This window comes from Candidatus Cloacimonadota bacterium, from assembly GCA_034661015.1.
Lineage (GTDB): Bacteria > Cloacimonadota > Cloacimonadia > JGIOTU-2 > JGIOTU-2 > JAYEKN01.
The window spans coordinates 1,631-28,511 of the sequence record JAYEKN010000094.1; the positions used below are offsets into that span (position 1 = coordinate 1,631).

Consider the following 26,881-nt stretch of genomic DNA (forward strand, 5'->3'; position numbering starts at 1 on the left):
ACAAAAAATATTTGAAATTTCCGAAGCAGACGAAACAGAAATTTTTATCTCAAAATCAAAACATGCTTTAACGCGATTCGCAAATAATTATATTCATCAGAATGTAGATAATGAATCTAACAGCATTCGCATAAGAACTATAATCGGGAAGAAAACAGCTAGCGCTTCTACAAATTCTTTCACCGAAAACGCTCTGAAAAAAACATTGGCAAATGCAATAGATGCCACTAAATTGCAGCATGAGAATCAAAAACTACTACCACTTTTGCCAGCTCAAGAATATAAGCCGAAAGACAATTTTTCAGAAGCAACTAAAAATTTTACTGCCAAAAAACGTGCTGAAATGGTCTCTAAGGCTGTAACTCTTTGTAAAAAAAATAAAATGGAAGCATCCGGTATTTTTTCAAATTTTTTGCAGGAATTTGCAATTGCCAACTCAAACGGTTTGTTCGCTTATGACCGTTCAACTGAGACAGAATTCAGTATTACAGCAATAGACGGAATTGCATCTGGTTGGAATGAAATTCTGAGAAAAGATGTGAATGATGTGGATGTGGAAAAATCCGCTATGATCGCCATTGAAAAAGCAAACTTGAGCAAATATCCAAATAAAATTGACCCGGGCAAATATGATGTGATTCTCGAACCGGCTGCAGTGGCGGAAATTATTATGTTTTTACTATGGAAAGGTTTCAACGGAATGGATTATATGGAAGGGACATCTTTTTTAAAAGCGAATTTGAACAAGAAAGTGTTTAGCGACAATTTCTCCATTATTGATGACCCTTTCGATCAGGAAATCACCTGCCAGCCTTTTGATTATGAAGGTTCACCTATCCAAAAAGTAATCTTGGTTGAAAAGGGGATTCCAAAAAACTTTGTTACAAATCGTTGGATTGCAAAACAAACCGGAGTGGAAAACAATTGCCATGCGATTCCCCTACCGCAGCAAGGTGCTTATCCATTTGCAATGTCTGTGAAAAATGGTACAAGTTCTCTAAATAAGATGATTGAAAATTCATCCAAAGCAATTTTGGTAACCCACTTTCATTATTCAAATCTGATTGATCCAATGGAATTGGTGATTACCGGAATGACACGAGATGGATTATTTTTGGTAGAAGACGGGAAAATTTCTAAACCATTGAAAAATATGAGATTTACCGATAGCGTTTTAAAAATCTTTTCCAATATCGAAGAAATTAGTCAAAACCGAGAATTTGCCGGTGGCTTTTTTGGGGGTGGCTTCTTGGTCCCAGCTATGAAAATCTCCAATTTTAATTTTTCCAGTTCCACAGAATTTTAACCAAAATCTTGAGTTGAATCACCAACTGTAGAGTTGATAAAAGTCTTCTTCAATATTGCACTTAACTTAAATAATTTTTTATCTGAATTTAACTACTCAATATTTAGGTGATATATTTTAACAAATCTTGACAACAAAATATTCATTGATGTTTTTTAAAAAAAATTCATAAAACAGGAGTAACTATGTATTTAGATTTACAGAACGTATTCTCAGACCGTGCCAAAGGCATGAAAAAATCAATAATCCGCGAATTGCTAAAACTAACCGCAAAACCTGAAATAATTTCTTTTGCCGGTGGTTTGCCATCTCCTCAATCTTTTCCAGTTGAAGAGGTAAAAGAAGTGGTCAATGAAATTTTGATAAACGAGCCGGAAATTGCTCTTCAATATGGTTCTACAGAGGGTGATAAAGTCCTTGTTGATCAACTTATCATACATTCAAAAAATGCAGGAATGGACATCACAAACAAGAATTTACTTGTTACTACATCCTCCCAGCAAGGGCTTGATCTTATTTCAAAAATTTTTATTAATCCCGGAGATAAAGTAATCGTGGAACTACCTTCATATGTTGGTGGGTTGGGTGCATTCAATGCCTATCAAGCAAAAATGATTGGAGTTCCACAGGATGAAGATGGGATGAGTGCAATAATTTTGCGTGAAAAATTGGCAGAATTAAAACAAAAAGGTGAAAAACCAAAATTCATTTACATTGTTCCGGATTTCCAAAATCCTGCCGGAATGACTATGACTTTGGAACGTAGAAAAGAAATTCTGGCAATTGCTTCAGAATATAAAGTGCTGGTGATTGAAGATAGCCCCTACCGTGAATTACGCTTTGAAGGCGAACATGTGCCCACGATGTATTCCCTTGATGACAAAGGAATCGTTCTTCTGCTTGGAACATTTTCAAAAATTTTCGCACCCGGTTTCCGAATTGGTTGGATCATTGCCCATCCTGATATCATCAATAAACTTGTTATTGCAAAGCAATCTACTGATCTTTGTGCCCCAACTTTTTCACAACGTATTATAGGTCGTTTTATGGAAAAGGGTTACCTGCAAAAAAATATTAAAAAAATTATCGAAATGTATAGAGAAAAACGCAATCTCATCGTTGAATACTTTGAAAAACACATGCCCGATGGTGTTTCTTGGACAGTTCCGGAAGGTGGCTTATTCTTGCTCGTAACAATGCCCAAGGGATATGATTCGGAAATTTTATTCAAGGAAGCTATTGAACAAAATGTGGCTTTTGTGATCGGTTCTGCATTCAATTGTGATGATTCCGGAAAAAACACAATGCGGATTAATTTCTCCTATGCCACGATTGAGCAAATCAAAGAAGGCACAAAACGTCTCGCCCAAACTATAAGGGATCATAAAAAGTAAATTAATTTCTTAGATTAATTCAATAAGTAAAACTTAGGTCAATCCGGCAACTCGCTGATTGACTTAAGTTTTCTTTGATTACAAACCATGCTGAAACAAAATTTGTACACACCTTAACCAACCACAAATTTATTTTATGAACAGAATTCTTCATCTGACTAATCAAAACGAAATTATTACCGAAATGAAAAAAGTCGGAGTTTCATCACAAGGAATTCGGGCGATGTCTGACAAAGCGTTCGGCTTGGTAATCAAATTGAAACACGTTAAAACAGGTGCTGCCAATATAATCAAGCAAGATATGCTCAGTCTTGGTGGAGATGCTGCTGTAGCAAGAGGTGTAGTCAATGGTCAGATAGAACGCTCTGATGTGATAATTCTCGGAAACGAAAATAATATAAAAAAATTGCTAAACAAATTATCCCATCAAAACATTTTTGAAATTCCCGAATTGCGTAAAGATATTCAACAACTTCTTTATCTGAGAAATAAACAGCAGGAAAAATTCATTAATGCTCGGGGATACCAACTTAATCTAAATCGGACCTTGATTATGGGCATTGTAAATATTTCTCCTGATTCTTTTTATGATGGAGGAAAACATAATCGGAAAGATGAAGCCATTTTACACATCGAAAAAATGATTGAAAACGGAGCGGACATAATTGATATTGGGGGTGAATCCACTCGTCCGTTTGCAACAAAAATTTCTGTAGCCGAAGAATTAGAACGCATAATGCCAATTATCGAAGAATCTCTAAAAAAATTCGACATTCCCCTATCAGTTGATACATACAAATCCGAAGTTGCAAAAAAGGCTCTCCAAACTGGAGTGCATATTATAAATGACATAAGCGGTTTGAATTTTGACAAAAAAATGGCCTCAACCATCGCACAATATTCCGATGTTCCTGTCGTTGTCATGCATATTCAGGGCACTCCCCAAAATATGCAAAAAAATCCTAAATACAACGATGTGATTGAAGATATTATTGATTTTTTATCTCGAAGCATTCAAATCGGTGAAAATGCCGGAATAAATCAAAATAATTTTATCATTGATCCCGGCATAGGATTCGGTAAAACCGTTTTGCATAACATGGAAATCATAAAACGGATATCGGAATTCAAATGTCTTGGCAAGCCGATTTTACTTGGATGTTCAAATAAAAGTTTTATCGGAAAAATTCTAAAATCGGAGAAATCAGAAAGACTTGAAGGCACCTTAGCCGTAAACAGTTACGGAATAATGAATGGAGTAAATATCCTTCGAGTGCATGAAGTGAGGGAAAACAAAAAAATGGCTCAAATGATAGACGCTTTAAGGAAAACATAATATGAGTTTTCTTACTCCAAGCTTTTTTGATATCCTTGATATTCTGATAGTAACCTATATTTTCTATCGGATTGTAATGTTATTTAAAGGTTCAAAAACATATCATATAATTTGGTCTCTCGTTGTTCTTTTGATATTCTACTTTTTGGCGGAATTTCTAAATCTTTCTTTACTCGGTTCAATTGTCAAAATCTTTAAAGATTCATGGTTTCTGATAATAATAATTCTTTTCCAGCAAGAAATTCGTGCCAGCTTGGTTAAAGTTGGGCAAAACGCTTTTTTTCAGGGCATATTCCCTCCGCAAAAAACTTTTGAGTTCACAGAATTGCTTAATGCAATCCGCACAATGTCCCACAATCGCATCGGAGGAATTTTTGTAATTGTTCTAAAAGTCGGAATAGACGACTATATAATGACAGGTGAAAAAATTGATGCGTCTATTTCCGAAAAATTAATACTCACAATCTTTAACGAGAGGACAATTTTACATGATGGTTCAATCGTGATTCAAGACAACCGTATAGTAGCAGCAAAAGTAATTCTTCCTTTAACTACCCAAAAAAAGTATGTGCATGAATTCGGAACGCGTCATCAGGCTGGTATAGGGATTTCCGAACAAACTGATGCTTTCGTCATACTCGTTTCAGAAGAAACCGGGAAGATTTCCACTGTGAAGAACGGCTTGATCCACGAAGATATTTCCATAGATATACTTTCACAGAAATTGCATGATGAAACTGGCGAATAAAACCGTAATAGGATTAACCGGTGGAATTGGATGTGGTAAATCAACTGCAACCAATTTTTTTTTAGAAAAATCAATTCCAATTATTGATGCGGATAAATTGGGGCATAAAATTTTGGAAGAAATTAAAATAAAGAATGAACTTGTTTTTTCCTTCGGAAAGATAATCTTAGCTGATGGGGAAATTAGTAGGAAAAAATTAGGAAAACTTGTTTTCAGTGATAAATCCAAATTAGAAAAATTGAATGAAATTGTTCATCCCGTTTTGATAGAAAGAATCCAACAACGAGTAAATTCTCTGCACAATCGTTTCGTGATAATTGATGCTGCCCTATTGCTGGACTGGGAAACGGACAATCTTTGTGATTTTATCGTTATTATTAAAGCTGAATATGAAACTAGGGTAAAGCGATTAGAAAATTATAAAAATCTTTCCAGAGAAGATGCAGAAGCAAGAATACGAGCTCAAAAATTTGATACAAGCAAATGCGATTTTTTGATTTCTAATAATTCCACTAAGCATGAATTTTATAGTAAATTGGAAATTGTCTGGAAGAAAATTATAGATTATTCGGGTGGTTAGAAAACCGAAAACAGGGGAATTTTACTTAAGTAGTGTGCATTCGTAAACTCGCATTTTTGCAATGATTCTCCGAATGTGATTCGACGCAGATAAACACTGATTATGCTGATGAACCCCTGTTGAATATTAAAATACAAAGCATTCAACGGGGCAGACGCTGATATTACACTTTTTACAAAAAAATTTTATCTTGCGAAAATCGGTTTTTTCAGTGTTCATCTGCGTCGAATCCCTACTTTACGGATGCACCCTATGTAGTGTGCATTCGTGAATTAGCTTTTCCGCTTCTTTTATAAATTTGGGCTAAAATTTCTGCAACTATTTCATAAAATTCTGCCGGAATCTCTTTACCCACTTCTGTAACTGGAAATAAACTGCGCGTTAGTTCGGGTTTTTCCAGTACAGGAATATTATTTTCTTTGGCAATTTGGGCAATTCTTATGGCAATTTTGAGTTTTCCTTTTGCAAGCACCATTGGAGCGGACATCTTTTTCGGATCATATTTTAGAGCAATCGCATAATGGGTTGGATTTGTAAGTATCACATCCGCATCAGGCACGCTTCTCATCATTCTGCGTCGCGATAATATTATTTGAATTTTGCGAATTTTTCTCCGTATTTCCGGATTTCCAATCAATTCTTTTTGCTCTTCCCGAACTTCTTGAGGAGTCATCCGCAGGTTCTTTCGATAATCGTAACGTTGGTAAATAAAATCAATAATTGCAAGAATTAAAATTGCAAAACCGCATCGAAACCCAAGAGTGAGTGCTGTGTTGGAAATGTGTTTGAAAATCTGCCAAGAGGTGCGATCAGCAACCGATAATATTTTCCCCAACTCAGATTTTAAAGTCAGATAGGCAATTACTCCCACTATGGATATCTTTAAAATTGTTTTTACAACCTCAAAAAGATTTTTCAGACTAAACAGTTTTTTAAATCCATTCACCGGATTGATTCGGGAAAAATCCGGGTTAAGTGGCTTAGTGGCAAAAACAAAACCTGTTTGGATAAAATTGATCAGTAATCCCACCAGAAAAAGTGTTCCGAAAATTGGAAATAAAATACTTAAAGTATATAAAATTATTTTGGGAGCAAAAAGAAGGAATGAATTTATATTAAGTTCAAAATTTGATGAAAGAGTAAAAATCCGTTGAAAAGAATTGGTTATATTTTCCATTAAAGTTCCAGAAATTAAGTAGAAAAGCAACAATGAGCTGAGAAGAATTGCGGCAGAATTCAAATCTGTACTTTTTGCTACATTCCCCTCTTCCCGGGCTTTCCGCAACCTATATGGAGTAGGTTCTTCTGTTTTTTCCTCTTTGGTTCTATCGTTATTTTCAGCCATAATTTTTTACCCCGAACCTAATATTTTAATAATTGTTATTACATTTACAGAAAAATAGTTATAAGTTCTAGAAAAAATATAGCGTAAAAACGGCATTGAATACATAAGAATAAATATCCCAATCCCAATTTTCAGCGGAAAACTCACCATGAAAATATTCATCTGAGGTGCAACTCTTGTGATAAATCCAAAAGAAATTTCAACCAAGAGTAAAGTTGCCATAATCGGGAAAGCTATTTGAAGCGCAAATATAAAAGTTGCTTGAAAAAGCCCAGTAAGATTATTAAGTAAGGATTGTCCGGCAAAAAGATTTCCGAATGGAATTTTCTCGAATGAATAAATCAATGACTCTATCAAACGATGCTGACCGTTGATCGCAAAAAAAATAAGCATGCCTGCGATAAAATATAATTCCGAAATTATCGGAGTTTGCGATCCGTCATTGGGATCTATCACTGATGCGACAAAAAATCCCATTTGAAAACCGGTTATACTTCCGGCAATTCTAAGACTAAAAAAGAGCAAATGCCACACAAAAGCCACGGTTATGCCAATAAAAATTTCCTGAACTGCCAGGATAAAAAATTGTAATATATTTTGAAGAGGAAAAATAGCAGAACTCGTTGCAATTGTGGGGAATAAAATGTAAGCAATGAATAAAGAAATTGCAATCTTAATTTTTCCCGGAATCATTTTGGATGAAAAAACCGGCATCAAAATCAGCATTGTGCTTACTCGAAAAAGAATAAGCAGAAATACCTCGATCTTTTCTAAAGGAATTTCAGGCATATTTTTACCTATGGATTTTCTAATCCGCCGATGTTTGCTTTTTCATCGGAACTTTTTATTCAGCCTTATCTGGCAACCTGAATTATGTAGCGAAACAGCATTCTCGTAAAGGAAACAAATGAACTGGTAGCCCAAGGTAAAATTAGAATCACGACAAGCGCAGTAGCCAAAATTTTTGGGATAAAAGTCAAGGTAAATTCCTGTACTGAAGTTACTACCTGAAAAATACTGATAATTAGCCCCACGACCAAACTTGTAAGCAAGATGGGTGCGGTAACAGTCATACCGATTTTAATTGTTTCCTGCAGTAAATTGAGTGCTAATTGCTGTGACATTATTTAAAACCTGACATTAATGAACCCACCAGCAAATACCAGCCATCTGCCAGCACAAAGACAAGCACTTTCATTGGTAGCGAGATCATCATTGGTGGAAGCATCATCATTCCCATAGAAAGCAGGACACTACTCACAATAATATCTATCATTAAAAAAGGAAGATACAGGATAAAACCAATCTGAAAAGCAATTCGCAATTCACTTATCATAAATGCGGGAATCATTATCGTAAGGGGTAAATCTTCACGCGTTTCCGGTTTAGGCATTTGATAATGCTTGATAAATAATTGTATGTCCTTTTGTCTCGTTTGCTTATACATGAAATTTTTTATCCCGGTTTCAGCTACTTTAAGAGCTTCTTTCTGAGTAATTTTCTTTTCCATGTAGGGCTGGAGAGCATTTTTATTTATATTAGATAAAACAGGAGACATGATGAAAAATGTGAGAAATAATGACAAACCGATGAGTATCTGGCTTGGTAATTGATTTAATCCCAAAGCTCGTTTTACGAATTGAAACACAATGATCAGGCGAGTAAAAGAGGTCATCATTATCAATATGGAAGGTATCAGAGTGAGTACGGTTAACAAACCGAGAATTTTTAATGAGACCGCTACGTTTTCCGGGGAATCACTTGTAGCCAAATCTAAACTAACACCGGGAATTGGGGCAGCTACGAGGGGAGCAACTAACATAATGAGTAGTAATGAAAATACTGTGATTTTTTTCATTGTCTTTTTTTCAATATTTTTTGAAATTTTGAACTAACGCGTTTTGAAATATTTTGGGAGTCGTTCGAGAATTTCTGCAATGTTTCAGAATCTGTTATTTTTGTAATCAGATTGATATTATTATCAGAGCTCCCAAGAACGTAGATCTCTTCAAACATTTTAAGAAATAATATTTTTTTCTTTTGGTCAATATAGAGCGTGTGTACTACTTTTATATCATCGGTAGGAACAGATTTGCCATATTGAGAAATGCGGAATTTTTTTATAAGATAAATAAAGAGAATGAATAATGCGATTATAAGCAGGAAAAACAAAAACAATTTTCCCATTCCTTCTACTCCGGAATAATCTACTGATACGAGGCTATCTGCAGGGAGTTGATCCTCTTGTCCCATTAGAATTAGCGGGAAGAAACTGGCAACTAATGTGATTAAAAAACGTATTATTCTCCCGTAAAAAATCTGTTTTAGGCATAATTTTCGGTTTGGCATGCTATTTAAGTTTTTTTAATCTATCTTCAGCAGAAATAAGTTCCATTATTCTCACACCAAAGTTCTCATCCACTACAACCACTTCGCCTTTTGCAAACTTTTTGTCGTTTACATATACGTCCACATAATCACCGCTGGTTTTATCGAGTTCGATAACTGAACCAGGGCCGATTTCCAATATGTCTCCCATAAGCATTTCGGCGCGTCCGAGTTCTATTACAATAGGAAGGGAGATGTCAACAAGCATGCTAATATCTCTACCAAGAGTTTTTCCCTTCCGGGACACACTTTTTTCAATCTGAGGTTTGTCATCTTCCGCAATTTCGCTTGTTGTCGCGGGTTTACTAATTAAATGGAGTAAATTCTTCACTTCTTCACTCTCCGTGTCCTGAATGTTTAGCAGGTAAGAACTCCATGGTATTTTTCCCCAGATTGGAGCATCCAATCCAACTTCGAGTGAATCAACATTCGTAAATTCTAAACTAATTTCATTTTCGGATTTTACTGCAGAAGTTACAGAACCAAGAGTTTGGTTGAACAATTCTTTGATCGCATCAAGATGTTGGGAACTCTCGTAGGTGGCTGTTCCGTCACCCATCATTAACAAATCTGCGAGATAAGCAGTTGTGGAAGGACTAAGGGCAAACACTTCTTCAATCTCTAAGTTACTATCTCCTTTTACCGTAACGGGGACGATGATAAAGTTTTCACTAAGAAGCTGCTTTAACTGTTTTGATTCGAAGTTCGATTTTGGAGAACTTGAAACCGAAATTTTTTTGTCAGTTGCTTTTTCCAGAACTTCAGCTAGGCTAATAACCAAATTTTTGTTGATACTCTCTTGGATTTTTTCATTATTTGTATTGGCTGGCATTTTAATATCCTCCTTCTTCATAAATTCTTGTTAATTGAACCGCTTTTCTTTTTCCATGTTTTATTAAGCGTCCAAAATATTTGGGAAATTTACCAATGAAAATTGGCAATTCGTCTTTTACTTCATGATCAGTTACAATCAAATCTCCATTTTTAAGTTGCATAAAATCTCCTATCGTAATATTTACTGGCTTTATTTTTGCTAAAAAATCAATTTTACTATTATAAAGAGTGCTTTTTATTTTTTTGCTTTCTTCTTCACTGACACTTTTTACTCTGATCTTTTGTGTGGAAATTCCTTTGATTATTGATTCCATTGCATAATAGGGATAACAAATATTCATCGTGTATTTTGTTCCTGCGAATTCCATACCGAAAAAATGAACGATTGTGATTTCATTCGGATGTGTTAATTGCACAAGTTGCGGACTGGTTTCAAAGCCTTTATACTGATAATTTACATCAACTACATTTCTCCACGAGATGTTCAGATTATTGATAAGTTGGAAGATAATTTTCCTCATTGTCTTTTGTTCTATTGTTGTAGTAGATCGTTCATAGAAATTCCCTTCACCTGTTCCACCAAAAACTCTATCTACAATGAGTTGAACAAATCGTGAGTTGATTTCGACTAAAGCATCACCCATAACCGGTGAAGTGATTGTGTAAAGACAGGTGGATTCATCAAATGCCGACATATATTCATTGTAGCGAACTTGATCAACTGACAATGTTTCCAGATCGACAATAGTTCTAAGAGAAGCGCTTAAATTTGCACTAAAGCTCTTGGCAAACGTATCATGGATAAATTTCAGTATTCTGAATTGAGCCTTGTAAAGAAGTTCCGGGTGCTTGAAGTCATATCTGCGAATCTTTTTCTTGGCGATCTTCTTACTTTTCTTCTCCAGCACATCCAGATCAATTTCAGTTTCCTCTTCGTCTGCGGAATCAACGAGTAAGGCATCAATTTCATCCTGCGATAATATTTTTTTCATTCAAACTCCTTAATTTCATGTTAAAATTTATTCCTATTGTAAAACAAATTTGGGGAAATAAACATTTTCTATAGTTCCTTCTCCTAATATTTCCTCAATCAATTCTTTTACTTCGGCTCTTAGCAAAACTATATTTGAAGGATTTGTGTAATAATCCATTCGTTTATTCATCATACATTCTATAATATTATCCTTGATAATCGGTTCCCATGTCTTCAAGTCATCCCCCTTCATCTTATCTGTTAATTCCAAAGCAATTGCCACAACCATAAATCGAATTGCGTAGGTGTCTTTGGGATTGATGATTATTTCACCATCCAATTCATACATCGTACCCAAACTATGCTTCTCCTTTTTTTCTTTCTTTTTCTCCTCTTTTAATGTTTCTTCTTTTTCAATTTCTAATTTAGCGATTTTTTCGTGATAATTATTTAAACTATCCAAAACAGTAGTTTGCAAAAGAGAAGTTATTTTTTCGGGAGTAAGTATGGAATTTTTTAAAACAACATATCTCATTATTCCCAATCCCACAAGAGGTTGCATAACTATTATCGCAATTAAAATGTACAAATTCAGATTAAAAACCTTAATAACTTTGAACTTTTTTTGAATAAGTTGCCTTAAACTCGCAAAATTTAATTTGGGATTTGCTTTTTTCGGTTCTTTCTTTTGGTTTTCAGTTTCTTCTTCTGTTGTTATCTTTTCGTCTGCCATAATATCTCACTTATTAAATTATATTCTCAGTTTTAAATAAAGTTGAACTCGTCTATTTTTAGCACGATTTTCCGGATTATCATTCGGAACAAGGGGTCTGTATTCACCATAACCTGTTGCACTCAAACGAGTTGGTGCAATATTGCCGTATTTTTGTAGAAATTCTACTACTGCCACAGCTCGTGCAGTTGATAATGCCCAATTAGATGAAAATTCGGGCGTATGTATCGGGGTGTCATCTGTAAATCCTCGCACATCAATATTAATGTTACTTTTTGAACTTAAAATATCTGAAAGGGAAAGAAGAAGTTTTTCCGCTTGAGAAGTTAATAAGGCATTTTTTTTTGCAAATAGCAAACTATCATTAATATCCATAAAAATGCCGCTAAGATCATATTTCATTACAACTGCACTTGTGGGAATTTTTCCACTTTCCAATGCTTTTTCCATCTGTTGAACGGTTAAAAGCAATTTATGCCTTTCTCGTAATTCTGCTGCTGGCCTCGGAAGATAAGAAGGTACGCTGGTTTCTGGTTTAGTAATCCCAAAAGCACCTTGTAGTGAACCCATTGCTTTGTGAAACATTGATGTCTGGATTGATGAAAAGGATACAATAAGCACAAAGAAGGTGAGTAGCAAAGTCATCATATCACCGTAGGTTGTCATCCAAGCCGGTGATCCTTCTTCACATTTAACTTCGTTTTCTTCTTCAGCCATGATTATTTACCATTCCTTTAAGACATAAACACATTATTATATTTTTCCTTTTTGTTTAATTGGTGAATTGAATTTTTTAATCAAACGAACTTCCTCTATTCCCACATTTAATAACTCCGCAATTTCATCGGTAGATTTGCCTTCTTTGAGAAGTTCTACGATTTTTTGTTTCAGTTCATCTTCCGCTTGACGTTTTTTTTCGTTCTGAGCCGGATTAGATTTGTCTTCAGAAGGTTTGGTTTCCTCTTCAATTTCATCTATGGTTTCATCCTTCTTTTCTTTTTCGTGAATTTCAGAAGCAGGTTGCTCCGATTTCTCTTCCGGTTCCTCTTTATTAGAATCATCATCAACAGGTTCAGAATCTTTAGCTGAATTGTCTTCTTCCTTTTGGAATTCACCTTTCTTCTTTTTTTTACTTTTTTTTATTCGTTTTACTTTTTTATCTTTCTTAATTTTTTTTGTTTTCTTTAACTTCTTGGTTTTTTCCTTTTTATTTGATTTTTTCTTTTCCGTTGAAGGTTCATCATCAGTCATAGAAGAAATTTTCTTTTTCCTTTTTGAAAACAATTTAAACAAAATGAATCCAATAAGAGCCAGAATAAAAATGCCAACCGGAATAAGAATAAATAAATTTGTTCTATGTATCTGAATATTATTAAAGAAATTTTTCCAAAAAGCAAGTGTGAGTAAAGATGTTAGACCGGATTTTTGTCTATCCGAATTAACGTCTTTCAACAAACGAGCGTAGGTTGATTCGCATTTTTTTGAATCTCCAATCGTTTGATACAAAACAGCAAGTAGTTGCAAAGCTTCCTCAGAATATTCATTTTTACTGACCGTTTTTTCAAGAGATTCTATCGCTTTATCGTATTCTTTATTTTGGAAATACCTTTTGCCGTAATAAAAATCGTGACCATATCGCTCGTTAGTTACAATTCTTTTCTTTGTCTGTTTAGTTGATTTCTCTTTGGCATCTGAGATCGAATTTGAGTGAGCCGGAATTATCGTTATCTTTTCTCCAAAAATGATTTTCTCATCCGAGCCGAAAGGGGTTGAATGCGTTGTGGTTTTATTCTGTGAGTCAAAATTGATTAGAAGGAGGTTAGAATTATTCAAGAAAACAAAGTTTGTTTTGCTTTCATAGATTTTTTTAGCAAATTTTTTCCTATATTTCCAAATATAATCCGGAGTATTTTCCTCTTCGATTATATTCAGGTCTTTTCTAACATTTTTTCCTCTCTCAGAATAATTCAAATCATAGAAATGAAAAAAAGGATATGCATTTTTCAGTTTAGAATCAAACCTACCTCCGATTTGATTTGTAAACAGATCAACGGAATCTCGCTCTGCAGAAATATCGTAATAAATTATCAGAGGATTAGATGAAAGATATTCATTCAGATCAGGATAGAGATTTTGTTCGGGATTTGACTTACGCAATTTTTTTCCAAAATCCTCTTTATAGATTGCCGAAATACTGAAATTGAAATATATAAAAATATTCACATCATATTTAGTGTAATTTATACTAAATTTGTTCACAGACGGTTCGTTTGCAAAAATGTTTTGCATTAGTAACTTTTCCATATCTGAAAAAGTTGCGTTTTTTAGGGTAATTACACATAATGAATTGCAGTAAGATATGTTGCACGAAAAATTTTTATCATTGAGAAAAGTAAGAACAAAATCATCCTGAACATGTTTTTTTTCCACAACAAGCGTCTCCGCATTGGTAACCCATAAAACAGATATGAGCATAATTATAAAAATACTTTTTGAAATTTTTTCTTTAAACGTAAACATCGATTGCCATTCCCTTTCCAGTAACTTTTGAATCCGTTTTTGGTTTAGATGAAGTTTTATCGGATTTTGTTGAATGTTTTCTAACCACAGGTTGCTCTTTAGATTTTTTTTTGTTTTTTAATTTAATTTTTTCTTTTTTGGGTTGCTTTCTATCGCTTTTATCACCGAAACTATTTTTTGAGAGCTCCCCAACGGTTCTATTTTGATCCGGTTTGCTAATGGATGTTAATTGTTCTTGATCTGACATAATTCCTTCTTACTTTTTTTTCTTAACCTTTTTGGTTTTTGGGGTGGAATTATCTTTTGGCTTAACATCGAAACCTTTTTTTTGATTAATGGAGATTGAAATTATCGTGATGATCAACTGAGCGAACAGGATCAGCAAATATGTAGAAACAAAAATTATCAAACCATTGATCAATACATTGATTGAGACTGCATTATTTAGCAGATTTATCATGGCTCCAACTACTGTAACAAGCAAACAGATTTTGATAATATTTGAGTTTTTCATTTCTTGAATGATAATTTGAATTATCGTTTCCTTTATTTTATCTTCCCTTTATTTGAGTGAAATTTTTTAAATTTGTTAAAAATCGCACTCGAAATTGATTTAATATTTTTTGCTACTGATGAATTTGGCTTATACTTCACAACCGGAATTTGCTTTTTTTCCGCTTGAATACAATCCTCACTTTTTTCTGTATATCCAAGCAGAATTATTTCTTTGGAGAGAAAATGTTTTATGACAAGATTCAATTTGTCGAAAATTTCCTCCCCTTCGTTTTTACCGGATACCTCATTCACCACAACATGGATGGGCATATCCTCATTTTCCAAAATTGCTAATTTTATGGATGCATACGCATCTACAATTGAAGATTGCTCGGGAGTGATCACAATCAAAGTTTCGTCTGAAAAATTAATAAAATCGAGAACAAACCGATCGATTCCAGCGGGACAATCAAAAATAATTATATCATAATTTTTTTCCAGTTTTCGGATAACATTCAGGATTCGATCTATCGCGACCTCTTCATTATCCAAAATTTCTATAGAACCTGAAGTAGCAGGCAAGAAATCAATGCCGGATTCATGCTTGACGATAATGTCTTCCACATTCAGATCATTTTCAAATACATGATGAAGATTTTTCCCTAATTTTAGACCAAGCATAATATCAAGGTTTCCCAGATTTATATCTGCGTCAACAAGAAGAATTTTGTAGGCAAATCGTCCGATGCTTTGCATAGAAATGGCGATATTCATAGCCATCGTTGATTTTCCTACACCTCCCTTACCGCTTGCAATTGCAATTTTGTATGCTGAATTCGAGTCGAAAAGTTTTGACTCTCTTTTTTTTATGATCTGAGCAGATTTTCTTAGATTTTCTGCTTGATCAAGCGGATAAGAAATTCTGTTATCAGTTTGCGAAAAACTTTTTTCATTCATAATTTCATTACACCAAATTACTTTCATTTTGAAAAAACAGATTAACATAATTGTCTTCGGAAATTATTCTAATATCATCAGGTACATTCTGTCCATTCGTGTAATAAGCCAAAGGAACTTCATTCATCATAAGAAAGTTTAGCATTACACCCGGCTGAGAAGTTTCATCCAATTTTGAAAAAATTACTCTATCCACATTTCCAATTAATTTGTAGCGATTATAAGCATCATACATATCTCTTTCGTTCATGTTTGCACTCAGAATGAGATGAATTTCATCAATGGCAACGCCCTCGAATAAATTTAGAAGTTCCAAAATGGATTCACTGTTTCTGGGGCTTCTGCCGATTGTGTCTATCAGAATCACATCCTTATCCTGATTTCGCTGGATGGCGGAAAAAAGATTTTTTTTCTTGTATATGATTTCAAAGGGGATATTGGAAATATTGGCAAATGTGCGTAACTGCTGGATAGCTGCGATCCGGAATGTATCAATTGAAAAAAGAGCTGTGTTATAATTACCAAAAAAATTTTCATTGGTAGCTAATTTGGCAATCGTAGTTGTTTTTCCCACACCTGTTGGTCCAATGACTGCAATAATCAATGGCTTTTTCTTCACTTCGATTTTTTTCATATTGAGATGATAATTAATCTCATCAGAAATGATTCCCTTAATTGAGACAGTGTCGGTGATTTTGCTCTTCAGGATTTTCTTTTCAGCCCCGGCAATCAAATTTGTTGCAATAGAACGATGTGTCCCATTTCTGGTAAGCCTATTGAAATATTCGGAAACTTTTGGAGTAAACTCAATTTCTTTATCGGGAAATTTATCCTTGATGCCGATAAATTCCTGCTGCAACTTATGAAAATCCTCCTTGAGCAAATCGAAATCATATTTTTTATTTCCTGAAACATCTGCGTCCATGTCTTGTGAATGTTTTTTAGTGCCATACAATTGACGGTCTCGACGTTTAGGTGATTTTTGAATTTGTTTGGAATTTAATTGTTCATCATAGGCTGCAATTGCTTTTATAATGTTTCCGTTTTTTACTTTTTCTGATCCGAGATGTTCGGTTTTTAAAATAATAGCATCCTCACCAAATTCATTTTTGATTTGTTCAATAACTTCTTGCACACTTTTACCATAAAAAGTATTAACTCGCATCTATTTCCTCACCATTTTTATTTGTTTCTGTGTCTTTAATATCGGAATTTCCTTCGGGGTGAAGGGAGGGGATTGAAATCATCCCAATTGATTTTATATCAGTCGTAGGGGGAAGTTCGCCATAGGAGAGGACTATAACTCCATCGTACAAAGATGATATCAGCTTGGAAACAAATCGTCTGATATTCGGAGCGACCATAAGAATGGGTTTAATATTCTTCTGTTGAGATTGCAATACAACTTTTTCTATTTCAACCAAGAATTCATTCGCGATATTTGGATGTAAACTCGGATGTGCATTTTTGATAGCTGCCTCCTGCAATGATGCCCCGATCTTTTTCTCCAATTTGCTATCCAAAATAAACGTGATTATTTCATTGTTTTCATTCATAAATCTTTGGACAATTGTTTCTTTCAATTCGGAGCGTATTTCTTCGGTTATCAATTCTGCATCCTGAGTTATTCTTAGCAATTCGGCAGCATTCTCAATAATCAAACCCAGATCATTTATTGGAATGTCTTCGGAGATTAAATATTTAATAATTTTTTGAAGGAGGCTAAATGAAACTGGTTCCGGAATCGTATCTTCAATCAGTTTTGGATTATCGGTCCGCAAATTTTCCACTAAATCGTTTACCAGATCGCGGGTAATAAATTTGAAAGCATATTGCTTTATGATTTCCATAAAATGTAAAATTAATATTTCTGAAGATGGGATTATTTTGTATCCCTTTTCTTGTGCTTCCTTTTTTACTTCATCATTGATCCACAAAGCATTTGGGAAAAAAGTATTTTCATTTGCTTCAAAATGAATTTCGTCCAGCACATTATCTTCTTCGCGCAGTTCGTTCTCATCTCCTACGGGAGGAATAGCGAGAAAGTAATTTTCCTTTAAGGAAAAACGAGTAACTTCATTACCCCGAATACTTATAGTGTAATCATTGGGATTCAATTTTATACTATCACGAATTCTAACTTTCGGCAAAATTATTCCCAAATCCATTGCGAGCTGTTTTCGGATAATTGGTATTCTGTCTTTTATACTGTTTGGATTTTCGTCAGAAACAAAATTCAATAGATTACTTCCGAGATCAATACTAATCGGATCAACTTGAATGTATGTTCCTACTAATTTGTCTTTTTCGGTTTTAACTACATCCATTCCTTCTGCAGGTGCCAAATCAATTTGTTGCAAATTTTTACGCCTAAAATATGCAATGCTTCCCACAGTTATTGAAATCAGGAAGAAGGGAATAAAGGGCATTCCGGGAATAATTCCAAAAAAGAATGCAACTCCTGAAACTATAAATAAAACTACTGGTTTTCTTGTAAGTTGTTCTATAATACCTGATGCAACATTCTGTTCTGTAGGAGTTTTGGTTACCAATAAACCAGCTGATGTAGAAATGACCAAAGCCGGAATTTGGGTAACAAGTCCATCCCCTACCGTTAGTGTGGTGTAAGTCTGGAGAGCTTCCTGAAAAGAAAATCCTTTTTGGAAAACACCAATTGCCAAACCAGCAACAATATTTATAAGTGTAATTACGATACCGGCGATTGCATCTCCCCGGATAAATTTACTTGCTCCATCCATTGCTCCGAAAAATTCGGACTCTTCAGATATTTTTTTTCTACGCTCTCGCGCTTCATTTTCATCGATCAAGCCATTATTTAGGTCTGCATCAATTGCCATTTGCTTGCCGGGTATCGAATCGAGAGTAAAACGAGCGGCAACCTCGGATATGCGGGTGGCACCTTTGGTGATAACAATAAAATTTATGACAATAAGAATGATGAAAATCATAAAACCTACAATATAATTTCCTTTGATGACAAAATCCCCGAAAGTGTGAATTATATTTCCGGCATCCGCATCACCCAATATCAATCTGGTGGAAGATACATTCAGGGATAACCTGAATAGAGTAATGATGAGAAGCATACCCGGAAAAAAAGAAATTTCCAGAGGTTTGTGGATATAAATTACCGTAATAAAAATCGTAATGGATAAAGTTATGTTCAAAGCGAGTGCAACGTCTAAAAACGATGGTGAAATTGGCAAAATCAGCATAATCACAATTCCAAGAATTGCAATGCTAATCAGAACATCAATTCGTGCTTTTAACAATCTTATCAGATCCATATTCTGAAAATCCTTTCTTTTTCTAACTTAACAAAGCAATTATCTTGCCAAAACTAATTTTTGTGTAAAATATCCAACACTTTGACATTTTGGCAGGATTTTTGCTAAATCATACTAATAATGAAATATATAAGTCAAGAAATGGAATATATGATTAAAATGCCTTTAGAACGAATGATTTGTACACATGGTTCGATATTCAGCAAACTTTTATCAAGAGGAAATTATTTCCTTGAATGTGGAAATAATGAATAATTCTTTCCTTATTATTCTCAAAATCATGAAAGATTAGGTTAAATAATGATCGTTGAAAATTTACATAATCCGGCATCCGCATTAGTGGAAACAACTGATTTTCAATCCAAACAAAAAATAATGAGCACTTGCAAAAAGTTTGAAGCAATATTTCTGAATCAAATGCTTCAGATGATGCAACAGAATGGCAAAACCGAAGGTGTATTTGGAAACTCCCATTCACTTGATATGTTTAACAGTATGCTCTATTCGAGAATAGCCGAACTGCTTGCAAATTCATCCCAAACAGGAATATCTTCCGAGATATATGAAAGCATCACAGGTGAAATGCCAGATGCGAAATTGTTATCTAAATCTGATTCACCCTCACAGATAATATTTAATAAAATTAAAGAAAATTTTCAAACAGTTACAGATAAAATAGGATTGAATCCCAAAGATATTCACGTAACAGAAGCAATAATGACAAATTTTGAAAAGGCGATTAATAAAATTCTTAAACCGTATTTGGATATTATCAATGCATCGGCGAAGAAAAATGATGTAAATCCTAATTTAGTTAAAGCTGTAATTCTGCGTGAATCCGCCGGGAATCCTAATGCAATTTCACATGTGGGTGCAAAGGGATTAATGCAACTGATGGACGGAACTGCAAAAGATATGAATGTAAAGAATGTATTTAATCCCAAAGATAATATAAACGGAGGAACAAAATATTTAGCGAAAATGCTCAAAATTTTTAAATCAGATATTGATTCAAGTCTGGCAGCTTATAATGCAGGACCGAGAAATGTTCAAAAATATAATGGGATCCCCCCATTTAGGGAGACGATAAATTATGTAAACAGTGTGAAAACAATTTTTAATAAATTAGAGGGGAATGATACTAAATGAGTTCTGTGGAAAATATTGAAAATCAAGAGCAAGTTTTGAGAGTTTTCTTTCGCAGAATTGGGAATAAACTTACCGACGGTATGGTGGTCGTAAGTGAGAACCTAACGGTTATGTCTGCAAACCGCAGTTTTCAAAACATCTTCGGATTTAGTCAAAATGATATTCTTGGGAAAAAACTTATTGATTATTTAGTTTTCAAGAAGGATAGAGAAGAAATTAACGAATTATTTAATAATATTCTTTTTGGTGAAACAATTGAAAATAAGAAGGTGATCTTAAAAGCAAGAGATGAAAACAAAACCGCTGTAACTGCAACCTATATTCCGGTTACTTTAGGCAGAAGAAGAAAAGCAATAATAATATTATACAAAAATATTACAGAATCTTTACAACTAATGCAAAAAAAAGTAGAAGCCGCAAGAATCAATTCCTTTGAAATTCTGTCGAGGGGTATAGTAACTAATCTACAAACCATTATGGCTAACACCAATAAATTCATTCAGCATGGTCTAAAATTTCTTCATAATCAAGAAATTTCCAATAAGTTTTTCTATAATGCCACAATGTCCGTACAAGAATCGAATGTGCTGGTAAAAGAATATTTGGAATTTCTAAAAAACCGAGATTCTTTTGTGTTAAATTCAATTGAGAATATTGACCAACTTATAAAATTCAAACCTCCGGAGGCTTCCAATACGTATATTGAAACTACAGAAGATGTGGATGAATGGAAAAATTCAAATGCAAAAGTTTACGGAGAGGATGAAATGTTATCTCTTTACACATTGCGAAAAGCAAAACTTTTTGAAATGGTAAACCATCTTTTGAGCAAATTAGAAAATATCCATGAAAGTGAAAATATTCTTATGGATCTTTCGAGAAAAAAGGTTGATAATAGAAATCCCATTGTTGGCCTTGATACAGGGGATTATATAAAAATTACATTCTCATTATACAATATTGATTTGAATAGTAAGATTATTCAGAATACTATAAAAAATTTCACTCAACAAAAAAGAAACGTGAAAGATATTGACAAAGAATTCGGATCTATATATTCTATTGTAAAAAATCATATAGGATTTTTCGGAGCGATTTCATTGCCTGAAAATCAAGGAACAAATTTGTTCTTTTACGTGCCAATATTTAATTAAACTAAGAAAAGGAGAAGTAATATGTCTGAGACAAAATTCCTCATTGTGGATGATTCTGCAACTATGCGTCGAATCATAGGGAACTCTTTGAAGCGTTTGAAATACAGGAATTATGTAGAAGCTGCAAACGGTGTTGAAGCCTTGGAAAAACTTGGTGAAGAAAGTTTCGATGCTATAATTACCGACTGGAATATGCCGGAAATGTCCGGGCTTGATTTCACAAAGAAAGTAAGAAGCACTGACAAATTGAAAACCATACCAATTCTTATGGTTACTACTCGTGGATTGAAAGAAGATGTTATTGATGCAATGAAAGCCGGTGTAAGCAATTATGTTGTCAAGCCTTTCACCCCCACTGTTTTAAAAGAAAAATTGGATAAGATCCTAAAATAAAGGAGTGATAATGGAAACAAATCAAAACGCAGACAAAGCAGCTTTAATCACCCAAAATTTTTGGGGTATTCTCACTAACATTTTGAATACTGCAAATGAAGCCCAAGATAAATTTGCAGAAATCAAAGCTACCAAATCTGACAAAAATTATATTGAATTGGAAACGCTTTTTGAAATATTTGATTCTTTGACAAAACAGGTTAATAAACTTCCTCTGAGTATTGAGCAAGCTACCGAAACTATTAATACGATTGTGGATAGTATCCGCTTAAGCAGGGTTGGTATTAAAAATTCTGTGGATAGCATGCTGGAAAAAACCAGTGCGCAATTGGGTAAAGTAACAGATGCTACAGAAAGTGCTACGAATAATATTCTGGATGTTACAGAAAAACTGATGGATTCTCAAAATGGAATTATTGATAAATTAGAAGGAATTAAAGAAAATAAGGAAATTATTGATAATATAATTGAAATGATCAACGAAAATCAGGATAACACTTTCCAGATTATGGATTTCCTCCAATTTCAAGACATAACGAATCAACAGATTCAAGGAATTTTGTCAGTGCTTAATGAAACTGAAAAAAAACTTGGTCACGTGCTCGTTATGCTTACAAACCTTGAGGGTAAGGACGGAGAAAAAATTCAAAAAGAAATTGAAGAAGAAACTATACACTTTGATAAGGATGCCGAATTCAGAGATAAAAAGGATGCTCAAAAACTGATTGACGACCTTTTCGATTGATTTTTTTTTGGCAGAAAACTTGGGTTAATCCCGCCAACCGGTGGATTAACTCAAGTTTTTAAGAAGATTTATTGCTTGATCTTTTAATCGGAACTGTTGTATTTTCTTTTTTCGAAGAATAATATTCATTCAAAAAAAAAGACCCACGAAAGTTGTGAGTCTTTTTTTTTAAATAAGGTAGATATTACAAGCCCTTTTCTTTTTCGTATTCCTTGAGTTTATTTCTTAATGTTCTTGTTGTAACACCCAGAATTTCTGCAACTTTTGATTTATTACCAGAGTATTTTTCTAAAGTTTGCAAAATTTTCATCTTTTCAAGTTCTGCTAAGGGAATATCTTTTTCCAGTACCTGATCCTCAGGTATATAAAAGGAGTTGTATTCCAGATTAAGATCATCTTGAGATATTTCATTATTTTTAGAGAATATGATTGCTTGTTCCATCGTGTTTTCGAGTTCTCGAACATTTCCAACCCAATTGTGGTTTTTAAGCCTTGTAAGAGCACCATTTGAAAGCTGTTTTTTTTCCTTATCGTGTTCTATACAATATTTATTGATAAAATGATCGGCTAAATAGGGAATGTCTTCTTTTCTTTTATTCAGAGAGGGTATTTTTATTGAAACCACATTCAAACGATAATAAAGATCCTCGCGAAATTTTTTTTCATTTAACAATTCTTTCAAATCAGTATTTGATGTTGCAATTACTCTCACATTCACTTTTATCGGTTTATTCCCTCCTACTCTTGTGAATTCTTTCTCTTGAAGAAATCGCAATAGTTTCGCTTGCAGATCCAAACGCATCTCACTTATTTCATCAAGTAGGATTGTCCCCTTATCCGCATACTCAAATTTTCCGATATGAGTCTTTGTGGCACCTGTAAATGCACCTTTTTCATATCCAAAGAGTTCACTTTCGATCAAATTTTCCGGCAAGGCAGCACAATTCAATTTCACATAATTTTTATCAGCTCGATTACTATTAGTGTGAATTGCATTAGCGATGACTTCCTTTCCAGTACCACTTTTCCCCTGAAGAAGAACAGTTGCAGAAGTTTTCGAGATTAGTTTAATGGTTTCAAAAATTTCTAACATAGCTGAACTTCTACCAATAATATTGCTGAAAGAAGAATGTTCCGAAAACTTTTCTCGCAATAATTGATTTTCCATTTTTAAGGATTTGAAATGATCAACTTTCTGAAGAGTAATATCCAGTTTATTCCGCGAAAATGGCTTTTCTATATAATCGAAAGCACCGCTCTTTATCGCATTAACTGCATCGGAGATTTTTGAATAAGCCGTAATTACAATGATTTCGGTATTTGGGCTGATTTTTTTTGCCTTTTTCAACAACTCCAGTCCGGACATACCGGGCATGCGAACATCGGAAATGATAACATCGTATTCCGTGTCTTGTATCATTTCTATTGCTTTCTCTCCACTATTTGCAGAAAAAATATCAAAATCATAATGTTCTAAAATCAAGCGAAGAGCATCAAGATTCATTTCTTCATCATCTACCAATAAGATGTTATTAATATAATTCATGCTTGCTAAATTCCTTTTTCGTTATCTGAAAAATCTACTTTCTGGATAATTGGTAATTCTATTTCAAATGTTGTTCCGTTTTGCGAATCGCTATTCACTTTGAAAGTGCCTTTATGATTTTCGACTACCTTTTTTGCAAACGTCAATCCTAATCCTATTTTGTTGGGGTATGTTGAGAAAAAGGGATCAAAGATATAACTCATATTTTTCTTTTCAATCCCCCCACCTGTATCATGGATAAATAAAGAGCAACAATTTTTCCAACTATCATAATTTGCATTTATCACAATTTTTCCGGAATGCACAATTGAGTCAATAGAATTGCTAATAATATTAGTAATTGCTTTTTTCATTGCAAAAATATCAATTTCCAGAAACAGATTTTTTTGACCAATATTATTAACAAATTCAATCCGCTTTTCGCCAAAATTTTCTGTTTGAAGCTTGCTATTAGTCTGAGATCCCCTCTTCGAATTTTTCAATCCCTGAATTACATAAGTGATTACTTTCATAAGATCGTAGCGAACAAAAGTGGGTTCTGCAAATTTTTCGAATTCGATTACAGATTTGATGATTTCATCTATTCTAGTAAGTCCTTTTCTGCTCTTTTTTAGCATGTTAGCAGCTTGGGGATTATTTTTATTACAATCCATACAAGCCAGTTCCTCGAGATAAGTAGAAATTCCAAGAAGAGGATTTTTGATTTCATGAGAAATATTTGACATCATCAAATTGAGCGAAGTTTCGTTTTGACTTTGAAACTGTTGCTTTTGCTTTTTGTGAATTTTTGTAACATCATAGCAAATTTGGATCACACCCAGCCAATTATCAAACATACTGTTTTCATCATCGGAAAAAATGCAGATGTTGCTATATTCCATAAAATTCTCTTTATAAATTACAGATTCCTTTGTAATATTTTTTTCAGAAGTAAAAGTTTGTTGCAGATTAGTAATTTCAAACCAACTATTTAAAATTTCTTCACCATTATATCCAATAAGTGACTTGGCATCCTTTTCAAAAAAATTTACAGCAAAGCAATTTACGAATACTATCTCTTTTTTCGGATTGTAAACAATTATTGCAACATCAATATTATCAATAATTTGTAATAGATAATTTTTTAAAACAAGATTTTTCTGCAACGATTCCTTGAGCTCTTGGTTTTGATTCTCAAATTCATCTCGTAAACCATCAAAACTTTTTTCCAATTTTCTGTATAACAATTGCCAACTATTAGAATTTTTTTCAAAACTCTTGAAGGCTTCAAGGAGTGGAATAATCCCGTCTTTTAGCAACTCTTTGTCCATTTTATGCTCTTTCCATTTGCGATTCGTTCTTCCAAATTGTTTCGTTTATAACGTTTCGGAGAAACGTAATACGGTTTTCCAAAGTGTTTCGTCGTGCTGTTTCGGAGAAACGTAATACGGTTTTCCAAAGCGTTGTGTCGTGCCGTTTCGGAGAAACGTAATACGCTTTTCCAAAGCGTTCTGTTCATGCTGTTTCATAAAATCTATAATTCATCAACTTCTCGCTCATCCGGCGGAAGAAAAGTCATTAACTTTCTCTTGATCAATCTCGGATTTTCACCCATCTGGATTGACAAAACACCGGCAATCACTATTTTTTTCTGATTGACTTCTCCATCGGTTCGTTTTATCAATTTTCCAGTCATAGGAATAAAAAACAGGTTAGCTGCAAAAGCACCATAGAATGTTGTAATCAAGGCAACAGCCATGCCGCTTCCAATCTTGGTTGGATCATCCAAACCTGATAACATTCCGATCAATCCGATCAGCGTGCCAATCATTCCAAAAGCCGGAGCCTGTTTTCCCATGGCATTCATTACATTTTGGGCTTCTTTATGCCTGTCTTTCATAGCTCTGATCTCTGTTTCCATCAAGTCAACGATTGTGTCCGGATCGTTACCATCTACTGCGAGAATCAATCCGTTCGCCAAAAAAGAATCTTCGATCGTTTGAATTTTATCATCCAATGCCAATAATCCTTCTCTTTTGGAAACATCGGCAAGTTTGACCAAAGAATCAATTACCATTTTTGTATCTGATATCTGCTCAAAAAAGATAAATTTCATGGTTTTTAGTGTATTTATAACCGCTTCTAACGAGGTTTCTACCAAAACCGCTGCGAGAGAACCACCAATAGTAACAAGTATTGAGCTGATACTGATAAAGGCAGCAATATCGCCTGCCATCATAATTGAAGCGACGACCAGAATCACACCTCCACCAATGCCGAGCACACTTCCTTTATCCATAAATCAAAATCCCCCAAAAAATAAATATATTCACTAATCTGTGAGAATTATGATACTTCCAAAATATCGGAAAGATCATAAAAATTCCCTCCGATAACCATCACCGGTTTATTGTTATTATATCGGATCGAATCAACAACCCCTTGGGTTTCGGAGAATGAATTAATCGTTTTCCCGTCAGCATCCGTTACAATCACATTATACGTATAATTTCCAGTTGCAACTCTGTTGCCGTCATTGTCCACACAATCCCATTGAAACGAAAGGTAATCTCCCGCCTGCAGTTGCCCTGATGATAATTCAATTCTTTGCACTATATTTCCGTTCGTGTCCATAATTTCTATATAACCTTGGCTACCTTCCGATGCGATTCCATAGCCAAGCATCACGTTGCCAGAATCGGGAATTTTGATTTGATTATCTTCAACAATAACATTTTTCCCCAATAATTGATAGGGATTCAGTTCTTTACTCCCGCTCAGGATAGCCTGAAGGTCTTTACTGATATTTTCCATTTTTTCTGAATTTGAAAACTGTAAAATTTCCGAAACAATCTTTTCGCTTTTTAGCGGATCGAGTGGATTCTGATTTTGAATTTGAGTTAGTAAAATATTATAAAAATCTTTTTGGGATAAAGAACTTACTTCAAATTCTTGATCTGTATTTATCGTATCTACCATTGGTATTGGGAATAACATT

28 protein-coding genes are annotated in these 26,881 nt (G+C 34.1%); 9 read left to right on the plus strand and 19 right to left on the minus strand.

Annotated features, from left to right (window positions below; genetic code table 11):
- The 5 genes from U9P79_03590 to coaE all read left to right on the plus strand — a co-directional run.
- Nucleotides 1–1,306 (plus strand): TldD/PmbA family protein (locus U9P79_03590; protein ID MEA2103707.1); only part of this gene is annotated, 1,306 nt, incomplete at its 5' end.
- Nucleotides 1,307–1,491: 185 nt separating this feature from the next.
- Nucleotides 1,492–2,700, plus strand: coding sequence for a PLP-dependent aminotransferase family protein (locus U9P79_03595; protein ID MEA2103708.1), 1,209 nt, complete (start codon nucleotides 1,492–1,494; stop codon nucleotides 2,698–2,700).
- 136 nt (nucleotides 2,701–2,836) lie between these two features.
- Nucleotides 2,837–4,036, plus strand: a complete 1,200-nt coding sequence (gene folP, locus U9P79_03600; protein ID MEA2103709.1) for a dihydropteroate synthase — start codon at nucleotides 2,837–2,839, stop codon at nucleotides 4,034–4,036.
- A 1-nt stretch (nucleotide 4,037) separates the two neighbouring features.
- Entirely contained in the window at nucleotides 4,038–4,784 is a 747-nt protein-coding gene (gene cdaA, locus U9P79_03605; protein MEA2103710.1) for a diadenylate cyclase CdaA, read from the plus strand.
- Nucleotides 4,765–5,364 (plus strand): dephospho-CoA kinase, encoded by a 600-nt coding sequence (gene coaE, locus U9P79_03610; protein ID MEA2103711.1) that lies wholly within the window; start codon nucleotides 4,765–4,767, stop codon nucleotides 5,362–5,364. The genes cdaA and coaE overlap by 20 nt, the downstream gene beginning before the upstream one ends.
- Nucleotides 5,365–5,614: 250 nt before the next feature.
- Here coaE and flhB read toward each other — a convergent pair whose 3' ends face one another.
- The 15 genes from flhB to U9P79_03685 form a co-directional block, all read right to left on the minus strand.
- A complete protein-coding gene (gene flhB / locus U9P79_03615) occupies nucleotides 5,615–6,709 on the minus strand; it encodes a flagellar biosynthesis protein FlhB (GenBank protein MEA2103712.1) in 1,095 nt (364 codons plus the stop codon).
- A gap of 6 nt (nucleotides 6,710–6,715) precedes the next feature.
- Nucleotides 6,716–7,498: a flagellar biosynthetic protein FliR gene (gene fliR / locus U9P79_03620; protein ID MEA2103713.1), complete on the minus strand. Its 783-nt coding sequence runs from the start codon at nucleotides 7,496–7,498 to the stop codon at nucleotides 6,716–6,718.
- Between the two features lie 65 nt (nucleotides 7,499–7,563).
- Nucleotides 7,564–7,833 carry a flagellar biosynthetic protein FliQ gene (locus U9P79_03625; GenBank protein ID MEA2103714.1) on the minus strand — a complete coding sequence of 90 codons (270 nt, stop codon included), beginning with the start codon at nucleotides 7,831–7,833 and terminating at the stop codon, nucleotides 7,564–7,566.
- Nucleotides 7,833–8,567 carry a flagellar type III secretion system pore protein FliP gene (gene fliP / locus U9P79_03630; GenBank protein MEA2103715.1) on the minus strand — a complete coding sequence of 245 codons (735 nt, stop codon included), beginning with the start codon at nucleotides 8,565–8,567 and terminating at the stop codon, nucleotides 7,833–7,835. The genes U9P79_03625 and fliP overlap by 1 nt, the downstream gene beginning before the upstream one ends.
- Nucleotides 8,564–8,962 (minus strand): flagellar biosynthetic protein FliO, encoded by a 399-nt coding sequence (gene fliO / locus U9P79_03635; GenBank protein ID MEA2103716.1) that lies wholly within the window; start codon nucleotides 8,960–8,962, stop codon nucleotides 8,564–8,566. The genes fliP and fliO overlap by 4 nt, the downstream gene beginning before the upstream one ends.
- Before the next feature lie 97 nt (nucleotides 8,963–9,059).
- Nucleotides 9,060–9,929, minus strand: coding sequence for a flagellar motor switch protein FliN (fliN, locus tag U9P79_03640; GenBank protein MEA2103717.1), 870 nt, complete (start codon nucleotides 9,927–9,929; stop codon nucleotides 9,060–9,062).
- A 1-nt stretch (nucleotide 9,930) separates the two neighbouring features.
- Nucleotides 9,931–10,923, minus strand: coding sequence for a flagellar motor switch protein FliM (fliM, locus tag U9P79_03645; protein MEA2103718.1), 993 nt, complete (start codon nucleotides 10,921–10,923; stop codon nucleotides 9,931–9,933).
- A 33-nt stretch (nucleotides 10,924–10,956) separates the two neighbouring features.
- On the minus strand, nucleotides 10,957–11,637 hold the full coding sequence (locus tag U9P79_03650) for a flagellar basal body-associated FliL family protein (GenBank protein MEA2103719.1): 681 nt from the start codon (nucleotides 11,635–11,637) through the stop codon (nucleotides 10,957–10,959).
- A gap of 18 nt (nucleotides 11,638–11,655) precedes the next feature.
- Nucleotides 11,656–12,354: a flagellar motor protein MotB gene (locus U9P79_03655; protein ID MEA2103720.1), complete on the minus strand. Its 699-nt coding sequence runs from the start codon at nucleotides 12,352–12,354 to the stop codon at nucleotides 11,656–11,658.
- A 36-nt stretch (nucleotides 12,355–12,390) separates the two neighbouring features.
- A complete protein-coding gene (locus U9P79_03660; protein ID MEA2103721.1) occupies nucleotides 12,391–14,157 on the minus strand; it encodes a hypothetical protein in 1,767 nt (588 codons plus the stop codon).
- The gene (locus U9P79_03665; GenBank protein ID MEA2103722.1) at nucleotides 14,144–14,404 is read right to left on the minus strand and encodes a hypothetical protein; all 261 of its coding nucleotides are present in this window, start codon (nucleotides 14,402–14,404) and stop codon (nucleotides 14,144–14,146) included. The genes U9P79_03660 and U9P79_03665 overlap by 14 nt, the downstream gene beginning before the upstream one ends.
- A 9-nt stretch (nucleotides 14,405–14,413) precedes the next feature.
- Nucleotides 14,414–14,671 carry a hypothetical protein gene (locus tag U9P79_03670; GenBank protein ID MEA2103723.1) on the minus strand — a complete coding sequence of 86 codons (258 nt, stop codon included), beginning with the start codon at nucleotides 14,669–14,671 and terminating at the stop codon, nucleotides 14,414–14,416.
- A gap of 32 nt (nucleotides 14,672–14,703) precedes the next feature.
- Complete coding sequence (locus U9P79_03675; protein MEA2103724.1) at nucleotides 14,704–15,609, minus strand: AAA family ATPase; 906 nt, start codon at nucleotides 15,607–15,609, stop codon at nucleotides 14,704–14,706.
- 7 nt (nucleotides 15,610–15,616) lie between these two features.
- Nucleotides 15,617–16,774, minus strand: a complete 1,158-nt coding sequence (gene flhF / locus U9P79_03680) for a flagellar biosynthesis protein FlhF (protein ID MEA2103725.1) — start codon at nucleotides 16,772–16,774, stop codon at nucleotides 15,617–15,619.
- Nucleotides 16,764–18,917 carry a flagellar biosynthesis protein FlhA gene (locus U9P79_03685; protein MEA2103726.1) on the minus strand — a complete coding sequence of 718 codons (2,154 nt, stop codon included), beginning with the start codon at nucleotides 18,915–18,917 and terminating at the stop codon, nucleotides 16,764–16,766. Before U9P79_03685 ends, flhF begins: the two co-directional genes overlap by 11 nt.
- A gap of 300 nt (nucleotides 18,918–19,217) precedes the next feature.
- On the opposite strand from U9P79_03685, the gene U9P79_03690 reads away from it, so the two are divergent.
- The 4 genes from U9P79_03690 to U9P79_03705 are packed head-to-tail and all read left to right on the plus strand — an operon-like array spanning nucleotide 19,218 to nucleotide 22,358.
- A complete protein-coding gene (locus U9P79_03690; GenBank protein ID MEA2103727.1) occupies nucleotides 19,218–20,066 on the plus strand; it encodes a transglycosylase SLT domain-containing protein in 849 nt (282 codons plus the stop codon).
- The gene (locus tag U9P79_03695) at nucleotides 20,063–21,220 is read left to right on the plus strand and encodes a PAS domain-containing protein (GenBank protein MEA2103728.1); all 1,158 of its coding nucleotides are present in this window, start codon (nucleotides 20,063–20,065) and stop codon (nucleotides 21,218–21,220) included. Before U9P79_03690 ends, U9P79_03695 begins: the two co-directional genes overlap by 4 nt.
- A gap of 21 nt (nucleotides 21,221–21,241) precedes the next feature.
- Nucleotides 21,242–21,613, plus strand: coding sequence for a response regulator (locus U9P79_03700; protein MEA2103729.1), 372 nt, complete (start codon nucleotides 21,242–21,244; stop codon nucleotides 21,611–21,613).
- Nucleotides 21,614–21,623: 10 nt separating this feature from the next.
- Nucleotides 21,624–22,358, plus strand: a complete 735-nt coding sequence (locus U9P79_03705) for a hypothetical protein (protein ID MEA2103730.1) — start codon at nucleotides 21,624–21,626, stop codon at nucleotides 22,356–22,358.
- Nucleotides 22,359–22,542: 184 nt separating this feature from the next.
- Here the strand turns inward: U9P79_03705 and U9P79_03710 are convergent, their stop codons facing one another.
- The 4 genes from U9P79_03710 to U9P79_03725 all read right to left on the minus strand — a co-directional run bounded on the left by U9P79_03710 (nucleotide 22,543) and on the right by U9P79_03725 (nucleotide 26,880).
- Entirely contained in the window at nucleotides 22,543–23,904 is a 1,362-nt protein-coding gene (locus tag U9P79_03710) for a sigma-54 dependent transcriptional regulator (GenBank protein ID MEA2103731.1), read from the minus strand.
- 5 nt (nucleotides 23,905–23,909) lie between these two features.
- The gene (locus U9P79_03715) at nucleotides 23,910–25,214 is read right to left on the minus strand and encodes a HAMP domain-containing sensor histidine kinase (protein ID MEA2103732.1); all 1,305 of its coding nucleotides are present in this window, start codon (nucleotides 25,212–25,214) and stop codon (nucleotides 23,910–23,912) included.
- A gap of 203 nt (nucleotides 25,215–25,417) precedes the next feature.
- Complete coding sequence (locus U9P79_03720) at nucleotides 25,418–26,182, minus strand: motility protein A (protein MEA2103733.1); 765 nt, start codon at nucleotides 26,180–26,182, stop codon at nucleotides 25,418–25,420.
- Between the two features lie 47 nt (nucleotides 26,183–26,229).
- Entirely contained in the window at nucleotides 26,230–26,880 is a 651-nt protein-coding gene (locus U9P79_03725; protein MEA2103734.1) for a FlgD immunoglobulin-like domain containing protein, read from the minus strand.
- Nucleotide 26,881: the final 1 nt, after the last annotated feature.